This is a genomic window from Trinickia sp. Z7, from assembly GCF_056498045.1.
Genome location: NZ_JAUEQW010000013.1, coordinates 100666 through 120687, shown reverse-complemented (window position 1 = coordinate 120687; position 20022 = coordinate 100666). Strand labels below are relative to the sequence as shown.

Here is a 20022-nt window from a genome sequence, read left to right as displayed (position 1 = left end):
GTTGCGCCCGATGCTGCGACCGGGCGGCCAACGGCAGGTCAATGCGCGGCGGACTTGGACCTATCGGCGGCGCGCCGGGCATGCGCTCCCGCGGCGCGTTTGGCCGGCTGTTGCGCGGTGTTCGCCGGAGTAGCGCCATCCGCAGGCGACGCCGCTCGCTGCGCCCCTTGCCCAGTTGCCGATAGCGCCGAAACCGCGCTCGCCAGACCCGCCAATGCGGCTTGCTGCTGGCTCAGCACCGATTGGGCCTGCTGCTGCGCAGCCTCCGAGCGATGCACGAACCCGATCAACGCAACCGTCTGCGCCAGACACACGATCAGCAATAGCGCGAGGCCCGCGGCGGTGAGCGCGAGCCAGCGCCGCGTGCGCCGCCAGCGATCTTGTGCCGCGTGCTGCGCCTGATCTAGCGCTGCTTGCAGCGATGCAACGGTCTGCGAGAGCGGGTTCGCTTCGGGGCTCTCGTACGGCAGCGCCGTTTCGTCCGCGGCGCTGCCGGCGACGGCAGGCTGCTCGGCGGGCGAGAGCGGAAGCATCGGCGCGGCTGGCGCAGAACGGCCCGCGTCGCCCGCGCTCGGCGGGGTTGGGCCCGCTTGGGCCGCCGCGCCTTTGCCTGCGGCGCGCATCGGGTCGGCTGGCCGCCGCGTGCTCTGCTGCCGGACGCTGGCGAGCGCCGCCCCGGGCGAAAGCAGCGGCACGCGTGGCGAAGCGGGGGAAGCGGGCGAAGCGCCGTCCGGCGAACCCGCTCCAACGTCCGGCTTCGCTTCGCTCGCCTCGGCTCGCTGATCCAACTCCGGCGTTGCGGCTTTCGATGGCGTCGCCGCGCTTTCAGCGGCGACGGTATCGGGCGCGCCGCCCGCCCCCTTCTCAGCCTGCGGCGCGGCGGATGTATTCCTTTGGGCGGCAACGGATTTAGCCGGGCCGCCAGCCCGGCGCGCAACGGGCGGCCTATCGCGCGTAACGGGCGTCTCACTCGCGATTGGCAGTTGCGCCGTAGGCAGCGTCTCTTCGGCAGACGCCCGGCTTCTGGGCAAGCTCGCGCCTTCAGTCGCGCCTACAGGCTCTCCGCCCGCGTGCTGCCCACCCGCCGTCATCGAGACAAAGGCCTCGGCGGGCAACTCGAAGCCGAGCAGCGTCCCTTGGCGCGGATCGAAGTGCAGCGACGGCGTATCCTCGCTTGCCTCGCCCGCCTCGCCGGCGTCGTCGCGCAGCACCTGCTGCCGCGGTTGCGATTCGACGGCGACCCGCGCCGAGCTATGCTCATCGCCGGTGGAAGCCGCTCGCGCCCGGCCTTTCGCCGGTCTAGCGCCTTGTGAACGAGAAGAGAAGGATCCTGCGGAATCTGCCATGGCGGTGTGGTGGCGGCCGCGGCATGGCGCGGCGCATTGGAATGGTGATCGAGCGTGTTGCAAACGCGGCATTGTCTCACGATCGGTCGGGCCTGCGTCCCCGCTGGCGCACGGGGATCGGGCCGTCATCGGCCCTCGCGCATGTCGGCGTGCTCGTTGCCGCTGTCCTCGCCGTTCGCGGCTTCTTCATGCAGCGATCGCACGCCAGGCGCGTTGCGCAGCAAATGGCAAAGCTTTTCGAACTCGCTCGCCGGCATGCGTGCGAAGCCGATGACGATGTCGTCGCAATCGGGCGCGTCCTCGCTTTGCTGAACGATGAATTGCTTCACGCGCTCGCTCGCCGGCCCGAGAATCGTGCGCAGCGCGTCGAGCGAGAGCGCGCCGCGGTCCGCGCGCAACGAGAGCCGCCGCCGCAGCCGGACGGCGATATAGCGCCGCTCGATCGGCTTCATACCGGCGAGGATCGCAAGAATGATGATCGTTGCGGCGATCGCGGCCGTGTTCATTCCAGCGCCGACGGCCAACCCGATCGCGGCGACCGACCACAGGCTCGCGGCCGTCGTGAGCCCGCGAATCACCTCGCCGCGCAGCAAGATCGCGCCCGCCCCGAGAAAACCGATGCCGGAGACGACTTGCGCGGCCATTCGAGAAGGATCGAGCACGACGTTGGGACGGCTCAACACCTCGACGAAGCCGTACTGCGAGACGAGCATGACGAGCGCCGCGCCCACACAGACGAGCATATGCGTGCGCAACCCCGCGGCCCACAATTGCCGCTCGCGCTCGAACCCGATGACGCTGCCGAGAATGGCGGCGAGAATCAGCCGCAAAACGAGTTCCACGTTGTTCGACACGGTCCAGCCCTCCTTTCGTATAGGCCGGCCTGCCGCGCACCGCGCCTTTGGATTATGCTTTGCGCTTTGCGCGATGCTTTACGGAGCACGCGCCCCCTCGTCGCCGAGCCATTTCGCATCATGTCCGTTTCGATCGATCGTTCGATCGCGGCAGAAGCCGCCGTCCTCCGTACGCACTATACGCAAACGGTCCTGCCCATTTGGCGCGGGCCCGGCTTCAACAGCGCGTTGCAATTACCGTACGAGGCCGTCGCCGCCGCCGATCACGCGCCCTTGCCCGCCGTCCGCTATCGCGCCATGGCCTGCGCCCGGCAGTTATTCGTCTTTTCCCAGGCGGGGGAAGCCGCGCATGCCGAGCAACTCTTTCATGCAATGTGTCGTTATTTCCATGACGAGAAGCACGGAGGGTGGTTTTATAGCGTCGATCCCGAGGGCGCGCCGCTCGATGCGACGAAGGATCTTTACACTCACGCGTTCGTCATCTTCGCCTGCGCGCACTATGCGTCGGCAACGGGCGATCGGGATGCGTTGCGCGTGATAGCCGAAACGGCTTCATTGGTCCAAGCGCGCTTCGCCGCGGCGGACGGCGTGCTCCAAGCCGCGCTCACGCAAGACTTTTCCGCCGTGCGTACGGGTGCGCTGCAGAACCCGCTCATGCATTTGACCGAAGCCTACCTGGCCGCCTACGAGACGACGGGCGAACCGGGTTATGAAACCGCGCTCGCGCGATTGGGTGAATCGGTGGCGCGCGGCTTCGTTCATACGCCCACGGGATCGATCGCCGAGCTGCCCATCGGCAGCGCCGACAACCGGCTCGAGCCGGGGCATCAATTCGAGTGGTTCTATCTGGTCAAGCGGGCGGGGCCGGTGCTTGCCGCGTCGGGGCTCGAAGCGGAACTCGCGCGCGCATTCGATTTCGCGCAGCGCCGCGGTGTCGACCGGGCAACGGGCGGCGTCTGCGCCGCGCTCGACGAGAGCGGCGGGGTGAAAGACGCAACGCAGCGAATTTGGGCGCAAACGGAATACCTGCGCGCGCTCGCCACGCGCGGCCGCGAAGAAGATCTCGAAACGCTCGCGTTGCAAATTCCGCGCTTTCAAGCGCGCTTCCTCCATCCGCGCGGCTGGCACGAATGCATCACACCGCAAGGCGAGGTGGCGCGTGCCGATATGCCGTCCACCACGCCCTATCACCTTGCCACGGCCTACGCCTCGTTGCCGGGCTGAGGGGTTGTTGGGTAGGCTGGCACCAAAGTCGGCGCGAGCGCGCGGGCAAACCGCGGCGCCGAGCGGCCGGCGCCGCGGTTTCAAAACATCAATAAGCCAGCGCCGGCTCGCTGACCGCCGCGTGAGCGGCAGCGGCGAAGCGCGCGTCGCCGAGCACAGCCGGTGAGATCTCGAAGACCGAGACCGCTTCCTTGAGCTGCCGCGTCTGATCGTGCAGCGACGAGGCCGCGGCAGCGGCCTCTTCCACGAGAGCCGCATTCTGTTGCGTCATGCGGTCCATCTGCACGACGGCCTGATTGACTTGTTCGATGCCGGTGCTCTGCTCGAGCGACGATGCACTGATTTCGGCCATCATCTGCGCCACGCGCGAGATCGACGTGGACACCTTCTGCATCGCGTTGCCCGCACGTTCGACGAGTTCCGAGCCGCCTTCGATCTGCGAGACCGATTCGCTGATGAGCGCCTTGATTTCCTTGGCCGATTGAGCGCTGCGTTGCGCGAGGCCGCGCACTTCGCCGGCCACCACCGCGAAACCGCGCCCCTGTTCCCCCGCGCGCGCGGCCTCTACCGCCGCGTTCAGCGCAAGGATGTTCGTCTGGAAAGCGATGCCGTCGATGACGCTGATGATTTCGGCGATGCGATCCGAGCTTTGCGCGATGCCGCGCATCTTGTCGACGACGCTATCGACGACGCTCGCGCCGTCGGACGTCGAGCGCAGCGCCTCATCGGCCAGCGCGTGAGCTTCGCGCGCGTGCTCGGCGTTCTGGCGCACCGTGGCCGTCAACTCTTCCATGCTCGAGGCCGTTTCTTCCAGCGAAGCCGCTTGATTTTCGGTGCGCGCCGACAGATCGGCGTTGCCCGTCGCGATTTCATCGGCGCCCGTATGAATCGAATCGGCCGCGTCGCGCACCGTCTTCACCGTTTGGGCGACGCTGGCCTGCATGCGCGCGAGCCCCGCGAACAGCCGCCCGATCTCGTTTGCGCCGCGCGTGGCGATCGGTTCGACGAGCTTGCCGCGTGCGATCTGCTCGAAATGACGGCCCGCTTCTTCGAGCGGGGCGACGACGCCGCGCTTGAGCGCCGCGTACACGATCGCGGTGCCGCCGAGCAGCGCCGCGAGGATGGCCAGGCTCACGCCGCGGAACATGGCCAGGCGCGAATCGATGGACTCGAGCGACGCGCTACTTTGCGCATCGCCGAATTGCGTGAAGGCGCGCTGTTCGTTGAGAAAGGCGTCTTGGAACGATTGGGTCGGCTGATCGAGAAACGCCTTCACGTTGTTGCTGTCCAGGTACTGCACGAGTTCGCCGAGCGCCGTATGCAGCGCTTGATACTTCTCGGCCAGCGCCGCGGCGTGCGCACGGTTTTCGTCGCTCGGTTTCGGCGCATCGGCAAAGCGCGCGAACGATTTATCGGCTAGGGCCAATTGCTCGCGGGCATGCTCGACGATGGCGGTGGGCTCGGCGCCGCCGCCGATCATCCGCGTCCCTGCGCGCGACAGGTTGATGCGCGCATCCATGAGGTGTTGCGTGGTCTCGTTGACGGCATTCACTTGAACGAGCGCCACGTTCGCCAGTTGGCCCACGTCGCGATGCGTGCTGGTCAAGAACCAGAACCCGATTCCGCCCGTGACGAGCTGCAACAGGCAAAACGCGGCCAAGACGAACAACAGGCCGGAAGCGAGCTTGATCTTGCTGAACATCTGAAATATCCGAAAGGAAAACGAAAGAAAAGCCGAAGCGGCGTTCCTCAGGGTTTACGGCAATCGCGCGATTTGCTTGAGGGCGCTCCCCCGGTCGCACAACCGTTGCCACCGGTCGCCTCCGTCCTACGGCGGGCCGCCTTCGACGCGAGCGCGGACTCGCGTCACCTTGACGCGGTGCACCCGGCCTTCCTAGAGTGGAACGCGACATGACACGGGGCCCTGCCCCGAAGGGGCTCCGGCATGACCGATCTTTTCGACCTCGCTCGCGGTGCGCTGCACGCACAACCGTTCAGCATGCTGCTCGGCACGGAGCTCGTGCAGATCGGCGAGCGCGAGGTGACATTGCAATTGCCGATCCGAGACGATCTGCGTCAGCAGCACGGGTTCGTCCACGGCGGCGTCACGAGCTACCTCGCCGACAACGCGCTGACCTTTGCAGGCGCGCTCGCCCTGGGGCCACGCGTCGTCACGGGGGAATACAAGATCAATTACCTGCGGCCCGCCGTGCGCGGCACCCTGCTCGCGCGCGCCGAGCTCATCTACGCGGGGCGCGGCCATGCGATCTGCCAATGCAGCGTGTATGTCATCGATGGCGAGAAGGAAACGCTCGTCGCCTTGGCGCAAGGGACGATCAATCGCGTCGGCGACGGCCCGAACGTGTCGTCGCTCCATCACGAGCACGATGCACCGCACGGCGACGAAGGCGCATGAACCGATAGGCGGAAAAGCCGGGCGTCACGTTCGAGCACCGCGGCCACCGTTCCATCCCTTGTAAGGAGCAAGACATGATCGACCATACGGGCATACTGGTAAGCGATTTCGAGCAAAGCAAGCGCTTCTATCAGCAGGCGCTCGCCCCGCTCGGCTATGAGTTGCTGCGCGAGTTCACCGCAGCCGTGACGCGTCATACGGACGTGGCAGGCTTCGGCGCCGGTGGCGTGGCGGATTTTTGGATCAGCCGCGGCACGCCGAACCATCCGCCCGTTCATATCGCGTTTCATGCGGCCGACCGAGGCGTCGTCGATGCGTTTCATCGCGCCGCGATCGAAGCCGGGGGCCGCGACAACGGCGAGCCCGGCCTGCGGCCCCAGTACCACGCGGGGTACTACGGTGCGTTCGTGCTCGATCCCGACGGCCACAACATCGAAGCGGTGTGCCACGAGGGCTGACGTATAAAACATGTGCCACGCTGGATCGCAGCCGCAAGGGGCGCTAGAATGGCGACCCTTCAAAAAAGCGCGCGACGCACCCGTGCGTGGCGCGCCGTCGTTCGACCCTATGGCAAAACTTCTGACCGATCTCGAATTCCAACGCTTTTCCGAACTCCAGCAAAAGCAAGCCAGCTTCACCATCACGAGCGAAGAAGCTGATGAGCTGCGCACCATCGTCGAGCGCGCGCAGCAAAAGCGCGACGACCGCGCGGCCGCAATGCAAGCGATCGAAACTCACATCGCTCAATTCGAAATTACGCCCGACGAGCTGTTTTCGCCCGAGCAGATCGGCGAAGCGGCGCGCGCTTACGGCCTGATCGCCGCGGCGAAGAAGGAGCGTGCGTTACCGCCCGCCCTGACGCTCGGCGGCAAGACCTATCAATGGACGCGCGCGTTGCCCGACGATATCCGCGTGCCGCTGTTCGACGCCTTCAAAGCAGGCCAATCGGTCAAGCCGTTCCTCGCGACACCGAAGGATGCGGTGCGTAACGCCGCAACGATCGCGCGGCTCGAGCGCGAAACAGGCGCCGTGTATGCCGATGCATGGCTCGAAGAGCTTTCTATTTCCCGCACGCAAGTGGAGGAGGCCGCCGCGAAACTGGCCGCGTGACGGTCTGGGCGGCGAACCCACGGGCTGGCGTTCGATCAGCGGCCAGGCGCGCGATGCATGAAGGCTCGCCGGGCCGTGAACCGAACCCTACCGATCGTACTAAGGTGCGCGCATGTCGCTTTGCAGCGGCATCTTCACTTCGACGACCGCAGGGTCTGCCGTGGGGCTCATCGTAAAGCCGCATGCCTTGACGAGACCGAGCATCGGTCCGTTCTCGCGCAGCACCTCACCGACGATCCAACGCGTGCCGCGCCCGCGCACGTAAGCCATCATCCGCTCCATCAGCATTCGGCCGAGGCCCATTCCTTTCAGGTCCGAGCGCACGGCCACGGCGAACTCCGCATTCTCGTTGTCGGGATCGGTGATCGTGCGCACGACGCCGAGCGTGCGCGCGCGACCGCCTTCCTCGGTCGTGGCGATCAGCGCCATCTCGCGGTCGTAATCGATCTGCGTCATGCGGGCGAGCTGCGAGTGATCGAAGCCGCTCACGGCGCCGAAAAACCGCATGCGCAAATCGTTGGGGGTCATCCCCCCGATGAAGTCGCTGTGAGCCGGCTCGTCTTCGGGGCGGATCGGGCGGATCGTCAGCCGCCGCCCGCGCCAATCGAGCGCTTCTTCGAGCTGGCGCGGATACGGCACGATCGCAAGGCGCCCACGTTGTTGTCCGAGCGCGAGCCGCGGTCCGACGAGCCGCGCACGCGTGCGCGTAACCCGCAGCACCGCCGTCAAGCCGACGATCTGCTCCACGCAGCAGACGGCTTCGGACAATGCCGTCAGCGCATCGAGCACGGGCGCGACCGGCGCACGCTGCGCGTAGGGCGAGCGCGAAACAATCTCGCTCGCGAGGATCGGGTTCAGCGGCGGCAAGCCATAAACGGAGAACGGCGCTGACGTCCCATCGGCCGGTGGCGCAGTGAATTCGAACACGGGTCCGAAATCGGCGTCGTCGCGCAACGTCACGGTCACATCGACGATGTGCTCATCGTCGTCGTGCGGGCCTTCGGTGGCGGCAACCGAGTCAGCATCGCTCGAAACCGCGAGCCCGAAGCCGCCCAGGAGCGAGGCCGCATCGGCGCCTTCGAGCAGGGTCCGCCCCGCCGCCAGCGCCGCCTTCGCGCTCGCCTGCGCGGCTTCGATCGCGACGGGCACCTGCGCGGGCAACCCATGCGGCGTTTGCATCAGCAGTTCACGGCCGAGCCGATAATCGACGAGACGCGCGAAGGCCCGGGCAAGCCGGTGCGGCGTCGAATGCAAGGCGATGCCGTGCGCGCGCAGCGCATCGCGCGTCTCGTCGTCGACGCCCCCGAAGAAACAAGCGAGCACGCCGCGGTAGGCGAAACGCTGGCGCTCGATCAACACGCGCGCGACCTCGGCCACGGGGGCGCCCAGCGTCGATGCATGAACCACGAACGCCGTGCCGGTTTCGCGATGCGGCGCGAGCGCCTCCAATGCGAGCCCGAAATGCTCGGGCTTGGCGTCGTTGCCGAGCACGAGCGGATTGCCACCCGCAACGCGCGGTAAAGCCGAAGCCACGGCTGCCAGCGCCGCATCGGGCCAGTGAGCGAGCGTCGTGTTGGCGGCGGCGAACGCATCGGTGGCGAGCGCAGCGACGCCACGGTCGCTCGTGACGAGCGTCGCCGACGAACTCGCGGCAATCCGCCCCACGCCGAGCGTTTCGATTTCGTCGATCAAATCGTCGAGCGAATCGACGCGCACCATGCCGGCGCGCCGAAACGCCGCGCCGTACAGCGCATCGGAAGGATCCGAGCGGCCGGTGCGCAGCACGAGCACGGGCTTGTTGCGCGCCGCTGCGCGCGCGGCCGACATGAACTTGCGCGCGGCGCGTACGACCGACAGTTCGAGCAAGATGGCCCGCGTGGCGGGATCGCTCGCGAGATAGTCGAGCACATCGCCCGCATCGACATCAGCTTCCCCACCCAGTGCGATGGCATGGGAAAACCCGAGCCCACGCGCCGCCGCCCAGCCGAGCACGGCGTTCGTCAGCGCATTCGATTGCGAGACCCACGCCACGCCCCCTGTCTTCACCATCGCCGAAGGCGCGCCGAAGTGTGCGTTGACCGCAGGCGTCACGACGCCGAGGCTGCCCGGCCCAACGATGCGCAGCAAGTGGGGTTTGGCCGCCGCGAGCACGCGCGATACGAGCGGCGAGCCCCAATCATCGGTATCGCTGACGATCACGGCCGCACGCGTGCCGAGGCGGCCGAGCTTGCCGACGACATCGACCCAGGTCTCGCTCGGCGTACAAATGAGCGCGACGCTCGGCGCCTCGAGCAAATCGGCCGCATCGGCAAACACGGCGCAGCCGTCCAGGTCGGCGTATTTCGGATTGACGGGCCACACGGGGCCGTTGAATCCGGCTTCACGTACCCGCCGCCAGACTTTCGCGCCGACGCTGTCCGGGCGAAGCGACGCACCGATGACGGCGACGGATTTCGGTTGGAACAGCGCATCGAGATTGCGGACGGTCATAGCGCGCGTCTAACGAGGGTGGAGAGGATGGAAGAAGGCGCCGCACGCGGCGCGCAATGCCAATTCCGTAAGCATAGGCGATGCCCGCCCGCGTTGCGCGCCCATCAATCGAGCGACTTCCTGAAGCGCAACACGCTCACGCCCAGCATCGCGAGCCCGAGCGCCGTCATGGCCGCGAGCTGCGGCCAAAGGACGCCGAAGCCGACGCCCTTCAGAAAGACCGCGCGCAATACCACGAGAAAGTAGCGCAACGGATTCAAATAGGTCAGCCATTGCAGCACGCGCGGCATTGCAGAGATCGGAAACGCGAAGCCCGACAAGATGAAGATGGGATTGACGAGGATGAAATTGAGCGCAAAGGCTTGTTGTTGCGTGCGGGAAAACGTCGACAGCAGCAAGCCGAGGCCGATGACCGCGACCAAGAACAGCATGACACCGACCATCATGACCAAGACGCTGCCGACGAAGGGCACATCGAACCATGCCACGCCGAGCGTGGCGACGATCGCAACATCGCCGAGACCGATCAAAAACGACGGCACGGTTTTTCCGAGAATGAACTCCACGGGGCGGATCGGGCTCACCATGATTTGCTCGAGCGTGCCGACTTCCCGTTCGCGCACGACCGCGAACGCGGTGAGGCTGACCACCTGCAGCAGCGTGAGCGTGCCGATCACGCCGGGAATGAAGAACCATCTGTCGTCGAGCCCTTCGTTGAACCACGGCCTCTCTTGCAGCGCAACGGTGATCTCGGGCGGCGCCGCGCCGGCGCGCGGACGCCATCCCGTTGCGAGCCAGTCGCCTTGATACTGCGCGACGATCTTGCTCAAGTAGCCAAGCGCAATCAACGCCGTGTTGGAATTCGTGCCGTCGACGAGCACCTGCAGCGGCGCCCCCCTTCCTTGCCCCAGTGCCCGAGCAAAGCCCGCTTGGATGACCACGGCCACTTGCGCGCGCCCCGCATCCAATTCATGCGCGATGTCCTTTTGCGAGCGCGGGAAATCGACGATCTCGAAGCGGCCGTTGGCGGTGATGCGTGCGATGAGATCGCGACTGGCCTGGCTGCCGTCCAGGTCGAGCACCGCGGTCGACACATGGCTCACCGTGAACGTCGCCGCATAGCCGTAGATGAACACTTGCAGCACGAGCGGCACGACGAGTCGAAACAACGCCCAGCGGTCTCGTTTCAATTCGAGAAACTCTTTGACGAGCATCGCATGCACGCGTTCGAACATCGCCGGCTCCGACCTTGACTTAGTTATCCTAAACGAACGATTGAACCCGGGCCTCAATCGAGGTGCTTACGAAACGCGCGAACGCTAAGCCAGCCGATCACGCATGCATAACAGGCCAACGCGGCGAATGGAATCGCGAGGTCGGCCAAGGTGCTGCCTTTGAGAAATACGGAGCGCAAGATCGTCACGTAATAGCGCGCATATACGAGCAGCGTCAGCGCGCGGATCGGCGCGGGCATCTGCTCGATCGCAAACGTATAGCCCGAGAGCATCGTCGTGGGCAGCATCGTCAAGAGCAAGGCCACTTGGCTGGCGCCGAGCTGGCTGCGAATGCGCACCGACATCAGATAGCCGATGCCGAGCACGACGAGCGTGAACATCCCCGTCGTCACCGCGAGCGTCAGCAAGTTCCCGCGAAACGGCACATGAAACCAATAGATCGTGCCCACGAGACAAAAGACGGCGTCGACGAAACCGATCGCAAAGTACGGAATCAGCTTGCCGAGCATGAGTTCGAGCGCGGTGACCGGCGTCGAAATCAATTGCTCCATCGTGCCGCGCTCCCATTCGCGCGCGACCGTCAGCGACGTGAGCTGCGCGCCGACGAGCGCGAGGATCACCGCGACCACACCGGGAATGATGAAGTTGCGGCTGTCCAAACCTTCGTTGTACCAAACGCGCGGCCGGAAATCGACGGCGCCCACGGCAGGCGGAGGCAAGCCGTGATCGGCAGCCCAGCGCGCCTCGAACGCAGCCGTTGTTTGCGCGATCACGCCTTGCGCATAGCCGATTGCGATGTTCGTCGTGTTCGTATCGGTGGCGTCGAATACGGTCTGCAATTGCGCGACGCCTGTCGTCGCCAGCACGCGCGAGAAGTCGACCGGGATGGTCACGACGCCGGCGCATCGTCCTTGGTCGATCGCCGCGGGCACCGCCCGCTCGCTTTCGAGTGCACGCTGCGGCGCAAACCAGCCCGACGCGACGAACCGCGCGACGAGTTCTCGGCTAGCCTGGGTGTGCGCCTCGTCGCGCAAGCACAGCGGCACGTGCCGGATGTCGAGGCTGACGCCATAGCCGAGCAGAAGCATTTGCATCAACGGCATCAGCAAAGCGATGGCGAGGCTTCGCGGATCGCGCCAGATCTGCAGCGTTTCCTTGCGCGCAACAGCGAGTAGACGGCGTAGCTTCATGCGGCGCCTCCGGCCACACGCCCACTCGCCGCACGCCGATTCTCACGCGACACGAGTTGCACGAACACATCTTCGAGGCCGGGCCTGATCGGCTGCGGCGTGGAGGCCTCGATGCCTGCTTGCGCCAGCCGGGCCGGCAACGAAGCAGCGACCGAAGCCGCAGGTGCGTCGCGCGTGTCCGCTACGAGCACGTGCAGCTTGTCGCCGAAGATGGCGGCGTCCTGCACGGCCGGCACGGTGCGCACAATGGCAAGGGCCTCGCCGAGCGAGGCACAGCCGAGCTCGAACAATCGGCCGCCCAATCGCTCGCCGCGTAGTTCGCTCGGGCTGCCGACCGTGATCAATCGTCCCGCGTCGATCAATGCGATCCGATTGCAATACTCGGCCTCGTCCATGTAGTGCGTCGAGACGAGCACGGTCACCCCCTCTCCGGCCAGCTGATGAATGAGGTCCCAAAAACGGCGGCGCGCCTGCGGCTCGACGCCCGAAGTCGGTTCGTCGAGAAACAGCACGGGCGGGCGATGCAAAATGGCGCACCCGAGCGCGAGCCGTTGACGCCAACCGCCCGCGAGCGTTCTCACGAGCGCGTCTTCGCGGCCTTCGATGCCCGCCATGGCCATGGCAAAACGCATGCGCTCGCCGATCAAAGCGCGCGGCACACGATAAATGCCCGCAAAGAAGCGCAAATTCTCGCGGCAGGTCAGATCGTCGTACAGCGAAAACTTCTGCGACATATAGCCGATGTGGGCCCGCACGGATTCCGGCTCGCTCGCCACGTCGAACCCTGCCACAGAAGCGGTCCCGGCGCTCGGCGTCAGCAATGCGCAGAGCATGCGGATCGTGGTCGACTTGCCGGCGCCGTTGGGCCCGATGAAGCCGACGACTTCTCCCTTTCCGATCGTCAGATCGAGCCGGTCGACGGCGGTGAATTTTCCGAAGCGCTTGGTTAGGCCGCGCGCGACGACGACGCTCTCGCGCGGGGGCGGCGTCGCCGGGGACGACGGCTGCGGCGCCGGGGGTCTCGTCGAAGAGGGCTCGGGCGGCGAAGGCGCGCTCATATCACCTCCCCCACGAGCGCGACGAACACGTCCTCGATGCTGGCTTCCACCGTCTCGATCGGCGCATGCGCGACTGCGCCCGCATTCAGCCGCGCTTCCAATTCGGCCATGCGCAACGCGCGATCATCGACGTGAACATGCACACGATCGCCCATGAGCAGGATGCCGAGCACACCCGGCGCGGACGTCAGCGCCGCGCGGATCGCACGCGGATCGCTGCCGGCGATCGCAAGCAGCGCGCCGCTCAACGCGCGCTTGAGCGCGGCCGGCGTCGCGCACTCGCGCACCTGCCCCTCGTGCAACAGGGCAAGCCGCCCGCAGCGTTGTGCCTCGTCCATGTAGGCCGTCGACATGACGATCGTCACGCCTTCATCGCGCAGACGGTACAAGATCTCCCAGAAATCGCGCCGGGAAACGGGGTCGACGCCGGTGGTCGGCTCGTCGAGCAGCAACACCTTCGGCGTATGGATGAGCGCGCACACGAGCCCCAGCTTCTGCTTCATGCCGCCGGACAGTTGCCCGGCCAAACGGCGTTTGAAAGGCGCGAGCCCGGCCGCCTCGAGCAACTGCGCGACGCGCTCGCGATAGCGCTCGCGCGGAACGTCGAAAATCTCGCCGTAAAAGAATGCATTCTCATCGACGGTCAAATCCTCGTACAAACCGAACCGCTGCGGCATGTAGCCAAGCACCGTCTTGGCGCGTTCCGGGTCTGCCGCCACGTCGATCCCTTCGAGCATGATTCGCCCCGCGTCGGGACGCAGCACACCGGCCAGCATACGCATGAGCGTCGTCTTGCCCGCGCCGTCCGGCCCCACGAGCCCGAAGATCTCGCCGCGCTCGATCGCGAGCGTGACCTCGCGCACGGCTTGGACCGCGCCGAAGCGCCGCCCGACCTGCTCGGCGACGACGGCCGGCGCGCTCATTGCCCGCTCGCGCGCGCAACGATGGTCGCATCGGCCGGCATGCCCGGCAGCAATTCGTGTGTCGGGTTATCGATGTCGATGCGAATGCGATAGACGAGCGTCACGCGCTGCGCGTGCGTTTCGACGGTCTTCGGCGTGAACTCTGCCTGCGGCGAAACGAAACTGATGCGGCCGCGATAGACCTTGGATGGGTAGGCATCGGTGCTGAGTTCGACGCTATCGCCAAGCCGAATACGACCGATGTCGGGCTCGTTCACGTAGGCGCGCAGCCAAACGTGATCGAGTTCGTCGAGCGTAAAGACGGCCACGCCCGGACCGGCCAGTTGCCCGAGCTCGGCCTGACGCACGGCGATCACGCCGTCGAACGGCGCACGCAACTCGGTGTACGAGAGCGTCGTCTCATCGAGCGCCAGCTTCGCGCGTGCCGCCTCGACGTTGGCCATCGCCAGCGAGACGGCGTTACGCGCCACCTCGACCAAGGCGCGGTCATGCGCCAGCAACGCGGCCGATTGGTTTTTCGCCGTGAGCGCAAGGTCGCGCGCTTGCTGCGAAACGGCGTCGTGCTTGGCGAGCGTATCGGCGCGCGTGAAATCGAGTTGCTTTTGCGCGAGGTCGAACCGGTCGCTCTCGACGCTGCGCGACGCGGCGTCGAGCGTGCTGCGATTGGCGTTCACCTGCGCTGCCTGCACGTCGAGATTGGCGCGATCGATTTCGACCTGACGCCGATAGAGCCGGTCGTCCAATCGCGCGAGCACCGTGCCGCGCGCCACGCGCGCGCCTTCGTCGAACGGAAGGAAAACGATCGGCGCTTGCACTTGCGTCACGCTCAATACGCTCTCGTGCGCCTCGATATTGCCCGACACGACGATGCGCGTTGACGAGCCTGCGGGTTTGAAGATCGCAGACCAACGCCATGCGCCATAGGCGCTCGCCGCGAGCGCAAAAGCGAGCGCTAGCGCGACGGGTATCGAGACGCGCTTCGAATACGCTCCCAGACGAGCGCGCCAGGGCGTGGAAGGTTTCGGGGCCATGTCAGCACTCTACCCAGATGAGAACGCCAATCGTTTGACAAGCGTCAAGCTGCGTGGGCGTAGGCGCCGCGATGATGATCGCATCGGGACGCTCGACGCGAAACGGCGATACCGCTTCCTGCCGCGCCGGCACTCCCGCAAAGAAGGAGAACACGCGTGACGAAGCTGCAATCGGCCAAGGCTGGCCCCTCGGCTTATGTGGCCGCCGCCGCTGCTTTCGCGGCTGTCGTGGGAGCCCTAATCGCCGCATGGTGGTTTCACTCGCGACCCGCTGCACCGCATTACCTGACGCTGCCGGTCACGCGCGGCGACATCGTGCATTCGGTCAACGCCACGGGCACCGTGAACCCGGTGCTCACGATCATCGTCGGTAGCTATGTCTCGGGCGTCATTCAGCAGCAGTATTGCGACTTCAATACACGAGTGCGCAAGGGACAGCTCTGCGCCAAGATCGATCCCCGGCCCTATCAAACCCTCGTCGACCAGGCGCGGGCCGAGCTCGACAACGCGCGCGCTCAGCTGGCGAAGGATCGCGCACTGCTCGCGTATGCAAAGAGTGCGTTTGCGCGCGCGACGCAGTTGCTCGAGCACGGTATCGTCTCGCAAGATGCAGCCGACAATGCGCGCAGCGCCTACGACCAAGCGCGTGCGCAGGTAGCCGTCGACGCCGCGGCCATCGAGCAACGCAGCGCCGCGTTGCGAACGGCTCAGGTGAACCTCGATTACACGAACATCGTGTCGCCCGTGGACGGCACCGTCGTGTCGCGCAACGTGACGATCGGCCAAACGGTCGCGGCCAGCTTTCAGACGCCGACACTGTTTCTAATCACCACCGATTTGACCCAGATGCAAGTGGACACGAACGTCAGCGAAAGCGACATCGGCGACTTGCATGAAAGCGCTGCGGCGACGTTTACCGTCGAAGCGTTTCCGAAGCGGCAATTCACGGGCCGCGTGATGCAAGTGCGGCAAGCGCCGCAAACCGTGCAGAACGTCGTCACATACGACGTCGTGATCGGCGCGTCGAACCCGGACTTGAGCCTCAAGCCCGGCATGACGGCGACTGCGCGGATCGTCATCGAAACGCGCCGGCAGGTGCTGCGCGTGCCCGATCAAGCGCTGCGCTTCACGCCCTCGCAGGCGGCAACGCAAGAGCGCACCCTCGGCGGCGCACACGTGTGGGTGCTGCGCAACCGGCGACCCGTCGCGATCAAAGTTGCAACCGGTCTCGACGATGATTCGTACTCCGAAATAACGAGCGGCGATCTGCGCGAGGGTGACGCCGTGATCGTCGGCGAAACGCGCGCCCGCTCGGGGACGGGGACGGCGGCGCAGGCCCCGGTCGCCGCGCCGCGCCTGCGTATGTGACGCAGCGAGGCCGGCGATGCGCGATACCGTTGTCGAACTCACCCACGCGACCAAGATCTATGCCGCGGGCGGCACCGAGTTGCACGCGCTCGACGATGTGAGCCTGACCATCGAACGCGGCGAATTCATCGCCATCATGGGTTCCTCCGGGTCGGGCAAGTCGACTTTGATGAACGTGCTCGGCTGCCTCGACCGGCCGAGCTCCGGGCGCTATCTGCTCGAAGGCGCGGACACGGCAAGCCTTACCGAACCGGAGTTGGCGCGCATTCGAAGCGGCCGCATCGGCTTCGTCTTCCAAAGCTTCAATCTGCTCGCGCGAACCAGCGCTCTGGAAAACGTCGCCCTGCCGCTGTTCTATTCCACCGAAGGGCCGGCGAGCCACGCCGAGCGGCTCGCACGCGCGCGCGAGGCGCTCGACTTCGTCGGCCTCGCCGCACGCGAGCGCAACTGGCCGAGCCAGCTCTCGGGCGGGCAGCAGCAGCGTGTGGCGATTGCACGCGCCTTGATCGGGCGCCCGAGCATCGTGCTTGCCGATGAACCCACCGGCAACCTGGATTCTCGGACCTCGCACGAGATCATGGTGATGCTGCGCACGCTAAATCGCGAGCAAGGCGTCACCATCGTGGTCGTGACGCATGAGCCCGATATCGCGCAGTACATGGATCGCGTCGTGACGATGCGCGACGGCCGCATCGTCTCCGACGAGCGCCGCGCGAGCGCGCCGAATGCAGCAAACGAAGCAAGCGAAGCAACCGGGGCGGTTGGTTCGAGCGGGTCGGACGGGCCTTTGGGCTCGAACCGCGAGACGCCGCCCGAAGCCGCGGCCGCATCGCCCCATGTCAGCGAGCGTGTGCTCGCGCCGCTGCGTCCCACCGCCGCGACCCACTCCGGCTTCGCAAAGATGACGCTATCGGCTGCCGCGCTCGCCCTGTGGCGCAACAAGATGCGCTCGTCGCTGACCGTGCTCGGCGTGTTCATCGGCGTCGCCGCGCTGATCGCGATGGTGGCGATCGGCCAAGGCGCAAACGAGGCGGTGCGCAAGCAGATCGAGAGCCTGGGCACCAACTTGCTCGTCATCGTTCCCGGTGCGACGACCTCGACGGGCGTGCGCGCCGGCTCGGGCAGCGCTTCGACGCTGACCGTCGACGATGCACGCGCGCTCAAGCGCGAAGATGCGGCAGTCGGCGCGGTCAGCTACTTGATTCGGCAATTGGGCCAAATCGGATATGCCGGGCGCAATTGGTCGACGAGCATCCAAGGCATTGCACCCGCCTACCTCGACGCGACGGGCTGGCACGTCGCATCGGGCCGCGCCGTGAACGAAGAAGACGAGCGCGATGCCGCCATGGTCGCGCTCATCGGACAAACGGTTTATCAGCAGCTATTCGCCGCGGGCGAAAATCCGATCGGCGCGACGATCCTCGTCAAAGGCGCGGCGCTGCGTGTGGTAGGGCTGCTCGCCCCCAAAGGCCAAACGGCGTTCGGACAGGATCAGGACGACGTCGTCATCATCCCGTTCAGCAGCGCCGAGCGCAAAGTGCTCGGGGTTGCCGTACCGAGCCAGGTGCAGTCGAGCGCGAATCCCTACTTTCCACCGGTTCCCAATCCCTATGGCACCCCGCCGCGCCTCACCGGCTACGTCAACCAGATCTACGTCGAAGCGGCAAGCCCGCAACTCGTGCAAACGGCCATCGCGCAAGTGACCGACACGCTGCGGCGCCGTCACCGCCTGCGCCCGTCCGACGATAACGACTTCGCCGTGCGCAACCTGAGCCAGATCGCGCAGACGGCCGAGGGCAGCAGCCGCATCATGGCGCTGTTGCTGGCCGCGATCGCGTCGATCTCTCTGCTGGTGGGGGGCATCGGCATCATGAACATCTTGCTCGTCTCGGTCACCGAGCGGACTCGCGAAATCGGCTTGCGCATGGCCGTCGGCGCCCGCAGGTTGCACGTGCTGCTCCAGTTTCTCGTCGAAGCCATCTTTTTGAGCGTGAGCGGCGGCATCGGGGGCATCGTCTTCGGCGTCGCCGCCTCGGAACTCGTCAGCGTCATCGCCCATTGGCCCACACTGCTCTCGCTCCCCGCCATCGTCGGCGGCTTCGTGTTTTCCGCTGCCGTCGGCGTCTTCTTCGGCTATTACCCGGCCAAGAAGGCTTCGCGGCTCAATCCCATCGAGGCGCTCCGCTATGAATGACCGCACCGTGTCCGTCACAGGTCGCGCCGTAGAAAATACGATGCGCTATGCCCAGACAACCTGCGTCGCGCTGGCGCTGGCCCTGACACTCGCCTCGCTCGCGGGGTGCGCCGTCGGCCCCGACTTCGCGCGGCCCGCGAAGCCGGCAGTAGCCGGATACCTCGCCGAGCCCATCGCGCTGCCGAGCGCCGGCCCGGCCGACGCCGCTCAACGTCTGCAATGGGGCGCCAATCTCGATCGACGCTGGTGGACGGCGTTCGACTCGCCGCCGCTCGACGACACCGTGGCCCGCGCCATCGCCGGCAGCCCGACGCTCGACACGGCGCGCGCGACGCTCGCGCAAGCCCAGCAAGCCATCCGCGTCGCGCGCGGGGGACTGTATCCGCAGGTCGACGTCGACGCGAGCGCCGAGCGTGACCGGGCGCGTTCCCTGCGCGCAGGCAGCGCAGGCACGACCACGAGCAACCTCCTGAGCGTCGGCCCGAGCGTCAGCTACGCGCTCGATCTATTCGGCGGCACCCGCCGCGAAATCGAAGCGCAAACGGCGCTGGCCGAGTACCAGCGCGACCAACTCGCCGCGGCCTACTTGACCTTGACCGGCAACACCGTGACGCAAGCGTTGATCGCGGCGGGTGCGCGCGAACAGTTGCGCGCAGTCGACGACATCATCGCCATCGACCGCCGCAACGTCGAACTCGTCTCGATAGAGCGCGGCGTCGGCAAAGCCGCATTGGCCGACCTGCTCGCCGCGCGAGCCCAGCTCGCAGCCGATCTCGCCCTGTCGCCGCCGCTCGCGCAACAGTTGAGCGCCGCAGAGCATGCGCTGGCGATCCTGGTCGGCACGACCCCGGCGCAATGGCAGCCGCCGTCATTCGACTTCGGCATGCTGACGCTGCCGGCCGACGTCCCCGTTGCGCTGCCGTCGGCATGGCTGGCGCAACGCCCCGATGTGCGGGCGGCAGAAGCCCAGCTTCATGCGGCAAGCGCCGCGATCGGCGTCGCGACCGCGCAGCTCTATCCGCATGTCACGCTCAGCGCCGCGTGGACGCAAAGCGCCGCTTCGATGGGCCCGCTCTTCGATTCGGCTAACGGCTTATGGGCCGTCGCGGCCCAGCTGACGGCGCCGCTGTTCCACGGCGGCGCATTGCAAGCGCAGAAGCAGGCGGCCGTCGATGCATTCCAGGCGCAGCTCGGCGTCTACCGGCAAACGGTTCTGCAAGCATTCGGGCAAGTCGCCGACACTTTGCGCGCGCTGCAACACGACGCCGAAGAATTGGCCGCGCAACGGGCGGCGTTGGATGCGGCGCAGCGCTCGCTCGACTTGTTGCAGCAAAGCTACCGCGTCGGAACGGCAAGCCTGATCGACGTGTTGCAGGCCCAACGGCTCTATTCGCAGGCGCGCCTCGGCTATGCGAGAGCCAAGGGCCAACGCTATGTGGACACCGCGCAGTGGTATGCGGCCATGGGCGGATCGGCGCAAGCCTGGGCGGATGACGACGCTGCCGTGCACGAAAGCCGAAGCGCCGTCACGCATTGATGCGCCGCACCATTGCGCGCCAACATACAACATGATTTATGCGCAT

Annotated in this window: 16 protein-coding genes; 7 read left to right on the top strand and 9 right to left on the bottom strand. The window is 66.3% G+C overall.

The window, feature by feature from the left end; translation table 11 throughout:
• Positions 1-38: 38 nt before the first annotated feature.
• Both QQS38_RS20415 and QQS38_RS20410 read right to left on the bottom strand, forming a co-directional pair.
• On the bottom strand, positions 39-1211 hold the full coding sequence (locus tag QQS38_RS20415) for a hypothetical protein (protein WP_479647169.1): 1173 nt from the start codon (positions 1209-1211) through the stop codon (positions 39-41).
• Between the two features lie 260 nt (positions 1212-1471).
• Positions 1472-2200 (bottom strand): MgtC/SapB family protein, encoded by a 729-nt coding sequence (locus QQS38_RS20410; protein WP_479647168.1) that lies wholly within the window; start codon positions 2198-2200, stop codon positions 1472-1474.
• A gap of 120 nt (positions 2201-2320) precedes the next feature.
• Here QQS38_RS20410 and QQS38_RS20405 point away from each other — a divergent pair, with 120 nt between their 5' ends.
• On the top strand, positions 2321-3424 hold the full coding sequence (locus QQS38_RS20405) for an AGE family epimerase/isomerase (protein ID WP_479647167.1): 1104 nt from the start codon (positions 2321-2323) through the stop codon (positions 3422-3424).
• 88 nt (positions 3425-3512) lie between these two features.
• Here QQS38_RS20405 and QQS38_RS20400 read toward each other — a convergent pair whose 3' ends face one another.
• Positions 3513-5126: a methyl-accepting chemotaxis protein gene (locus tag QQS38_RS20400; RefSeq protein WP_479647166.1), complete on the bottom strand. Its 1614-nt coding sequence runs from the start codon at positions 5124-5126 to the stop codon at positions 3513-3515.
• A gap of 243 nt (positions 5127-5369) precedes the next feature.
• On the opposite strand from QQS38_RS20400, the gene QQS38_RS20395 reads away from it, so the two are divergent.
• From QQS38_RS20395 to QQS38_RS20385, 3 genes are all read left to right on the top strand, one after another.
• Positions 5370-5840, top strand: coding sequence for a PaaI family thioesterase (locus QQS38_RS20395; protein ID WP_479647165.1), 471 nt, complete (start codon positions 5370-5372; stop codon positions 5838-5840).
• A 74-nt stretch (positions 5841-5914) separates the two neighbouring features.
• A complete protein-coding gene (locus QQS38_RS20390) occupies positions 5915-6298 on the top strand; it encodes a VOC family protein (protein WP_479647164.1) in 384 nt (127 codons plus the stop codon).
• 109 nt (positions 6299-6407) lie between these two features.
• Positions 6408-6950, top strand: coding sequence for a hypothetical protein (locus tag QQS38_RS20385; protein ID WP_479647163.1), 543 nt, complete (start codon positions 6408-6410; stop codon positions 6948-6950).
• Positions 6951-7049: 99 nt separating this feature from the next.
• Here the strand turns inward: QQS38_RS20385 and QQS38_RS20380 are convergent, their stop codons facing one another.
• The 6 genes from QQS38_RS20380 to QQS38_RS20355 form a co-directional block, all read right to left on the bottom strand.
• On the bottom strand, positions 7050-9440 hold the full coding sequence (locus QQS38_RS20380; protein WP_479647162.1) for a bifunctional acetate--CoA ligase family protein/GNAT family N-acetyltransferase: 2391 nt from the start codon (positions 9438-9440) through the stop codon (positions 7050-7052).
• A gap of 104 nt (positions 9441-9544) precedes the next feature.
• Positions 9545-10675 carry an ABC transporter permease gene (locus QQS38_RS20375; RefSeq protein ID WP_479647161.1) on the bottom strand — a complete coding sequence of 377 codons (1131 nt, stop codon included), beginning with the start codon at positions 10673-10675 and terminating at the stop codon, positions 9545-9547.
• A 53-nt stretch (positions 10676-10728) separates the two neighbouring features.
• Positions 10729-11865 carry an ABC transporter permease gene (locus QQS38_RS20370; protein WP_479647160.1) on the bottom strand — a complete coding sequence of 379 codons (1137 nt, stop codon included), beginning with the start codon at positions 11863-11865 and terminating at the stop codon, positions 10729-10731.
• Positions 11862-12923 (bottom strand): ABC transporter ATP-binding protein, encoded by a 1062-nt coding sequence (locus tag QQS38_RS20365; protein WP_479647159.1) that lies wholly within the window; start codon positions 12921-12923, stop codon positions 11862-11864. The genes QQS38_RS20370 and QQS38_RS20365 overlap by 4 nt, the downstream gene beginning before the upstream one ends.
• A complete protein-coding gene (locus tag QQS38_RS20360; protein WP_479647158.1) occupies positions 12920-13846 on the bottom strand; it encodes an ABC transporter ATP-binding protein in 927 nt (308 codons plus the stop codon). The genes QQS38_RS20365 and QQS38_RS20360 overlap by 4 nt, the downstream gene beginning before the upstream one ends.
• Positions 13843-14877, bottom strand: coding sequence for an HlyD family secretion protein (locus QQS38_RS20355; RefSeq protein WP_479647157.1), 1035 nt, complete (start codon positions 14875-14877; stop codon positions 13843-13845). The genes QQS38_RS20360 and QQS38_RS20355 overlap by 4 nt, the downstream gene beginning before the upstream one ends.
• Positions 14878-15033: 156 nt before the next feature.
• Between QQS38_RS20355 and QQS38_RS20350 the strand changes: the two genes are divergently transcribed.
• From QQS38_RS20350 to QQS38_RS20340, 3 genes are read left to right on the top strand one after another with little or no spacing between them, the layout of a single operon-like run.
• Complete coding sequence (locus QQS38_RS20350) at positions 15034-16245, top strand: efflux RND transporter periplasmic adaptor subunit (RefSeq protein WP_479647156.1); 1212 nt, start codon at positions 15034-15036, stop codon at positions 16243-16245.
• A 16-nt stretch (positions 16246-16261) separates the two neighbouring features.
• Positions 16262-18439, top strand: coding sequence for an ABC transporter permease (locus QQS38_RS20345; RefSeq protein ID WP_479647155.1), 2178 nt, complete (start codon positions 16262-16264; stop codon positions 18437-18439).
• Complete coding sequence (locus tag QQS38_RS20340; protein WP_479647154.1) at positions 18432-19976, top strand: efflux transporter outer membrane subunit; 1545 nt, start codon at positions 18432-18434, stop codon at positions 19974-19976. Before QQS38_RS20345 ends, QQS38_RS20340 begins: the two co-directional genes overlap by 8 nt.
• Positions 19977-20022: the final 46 nt, after the last annotated feature.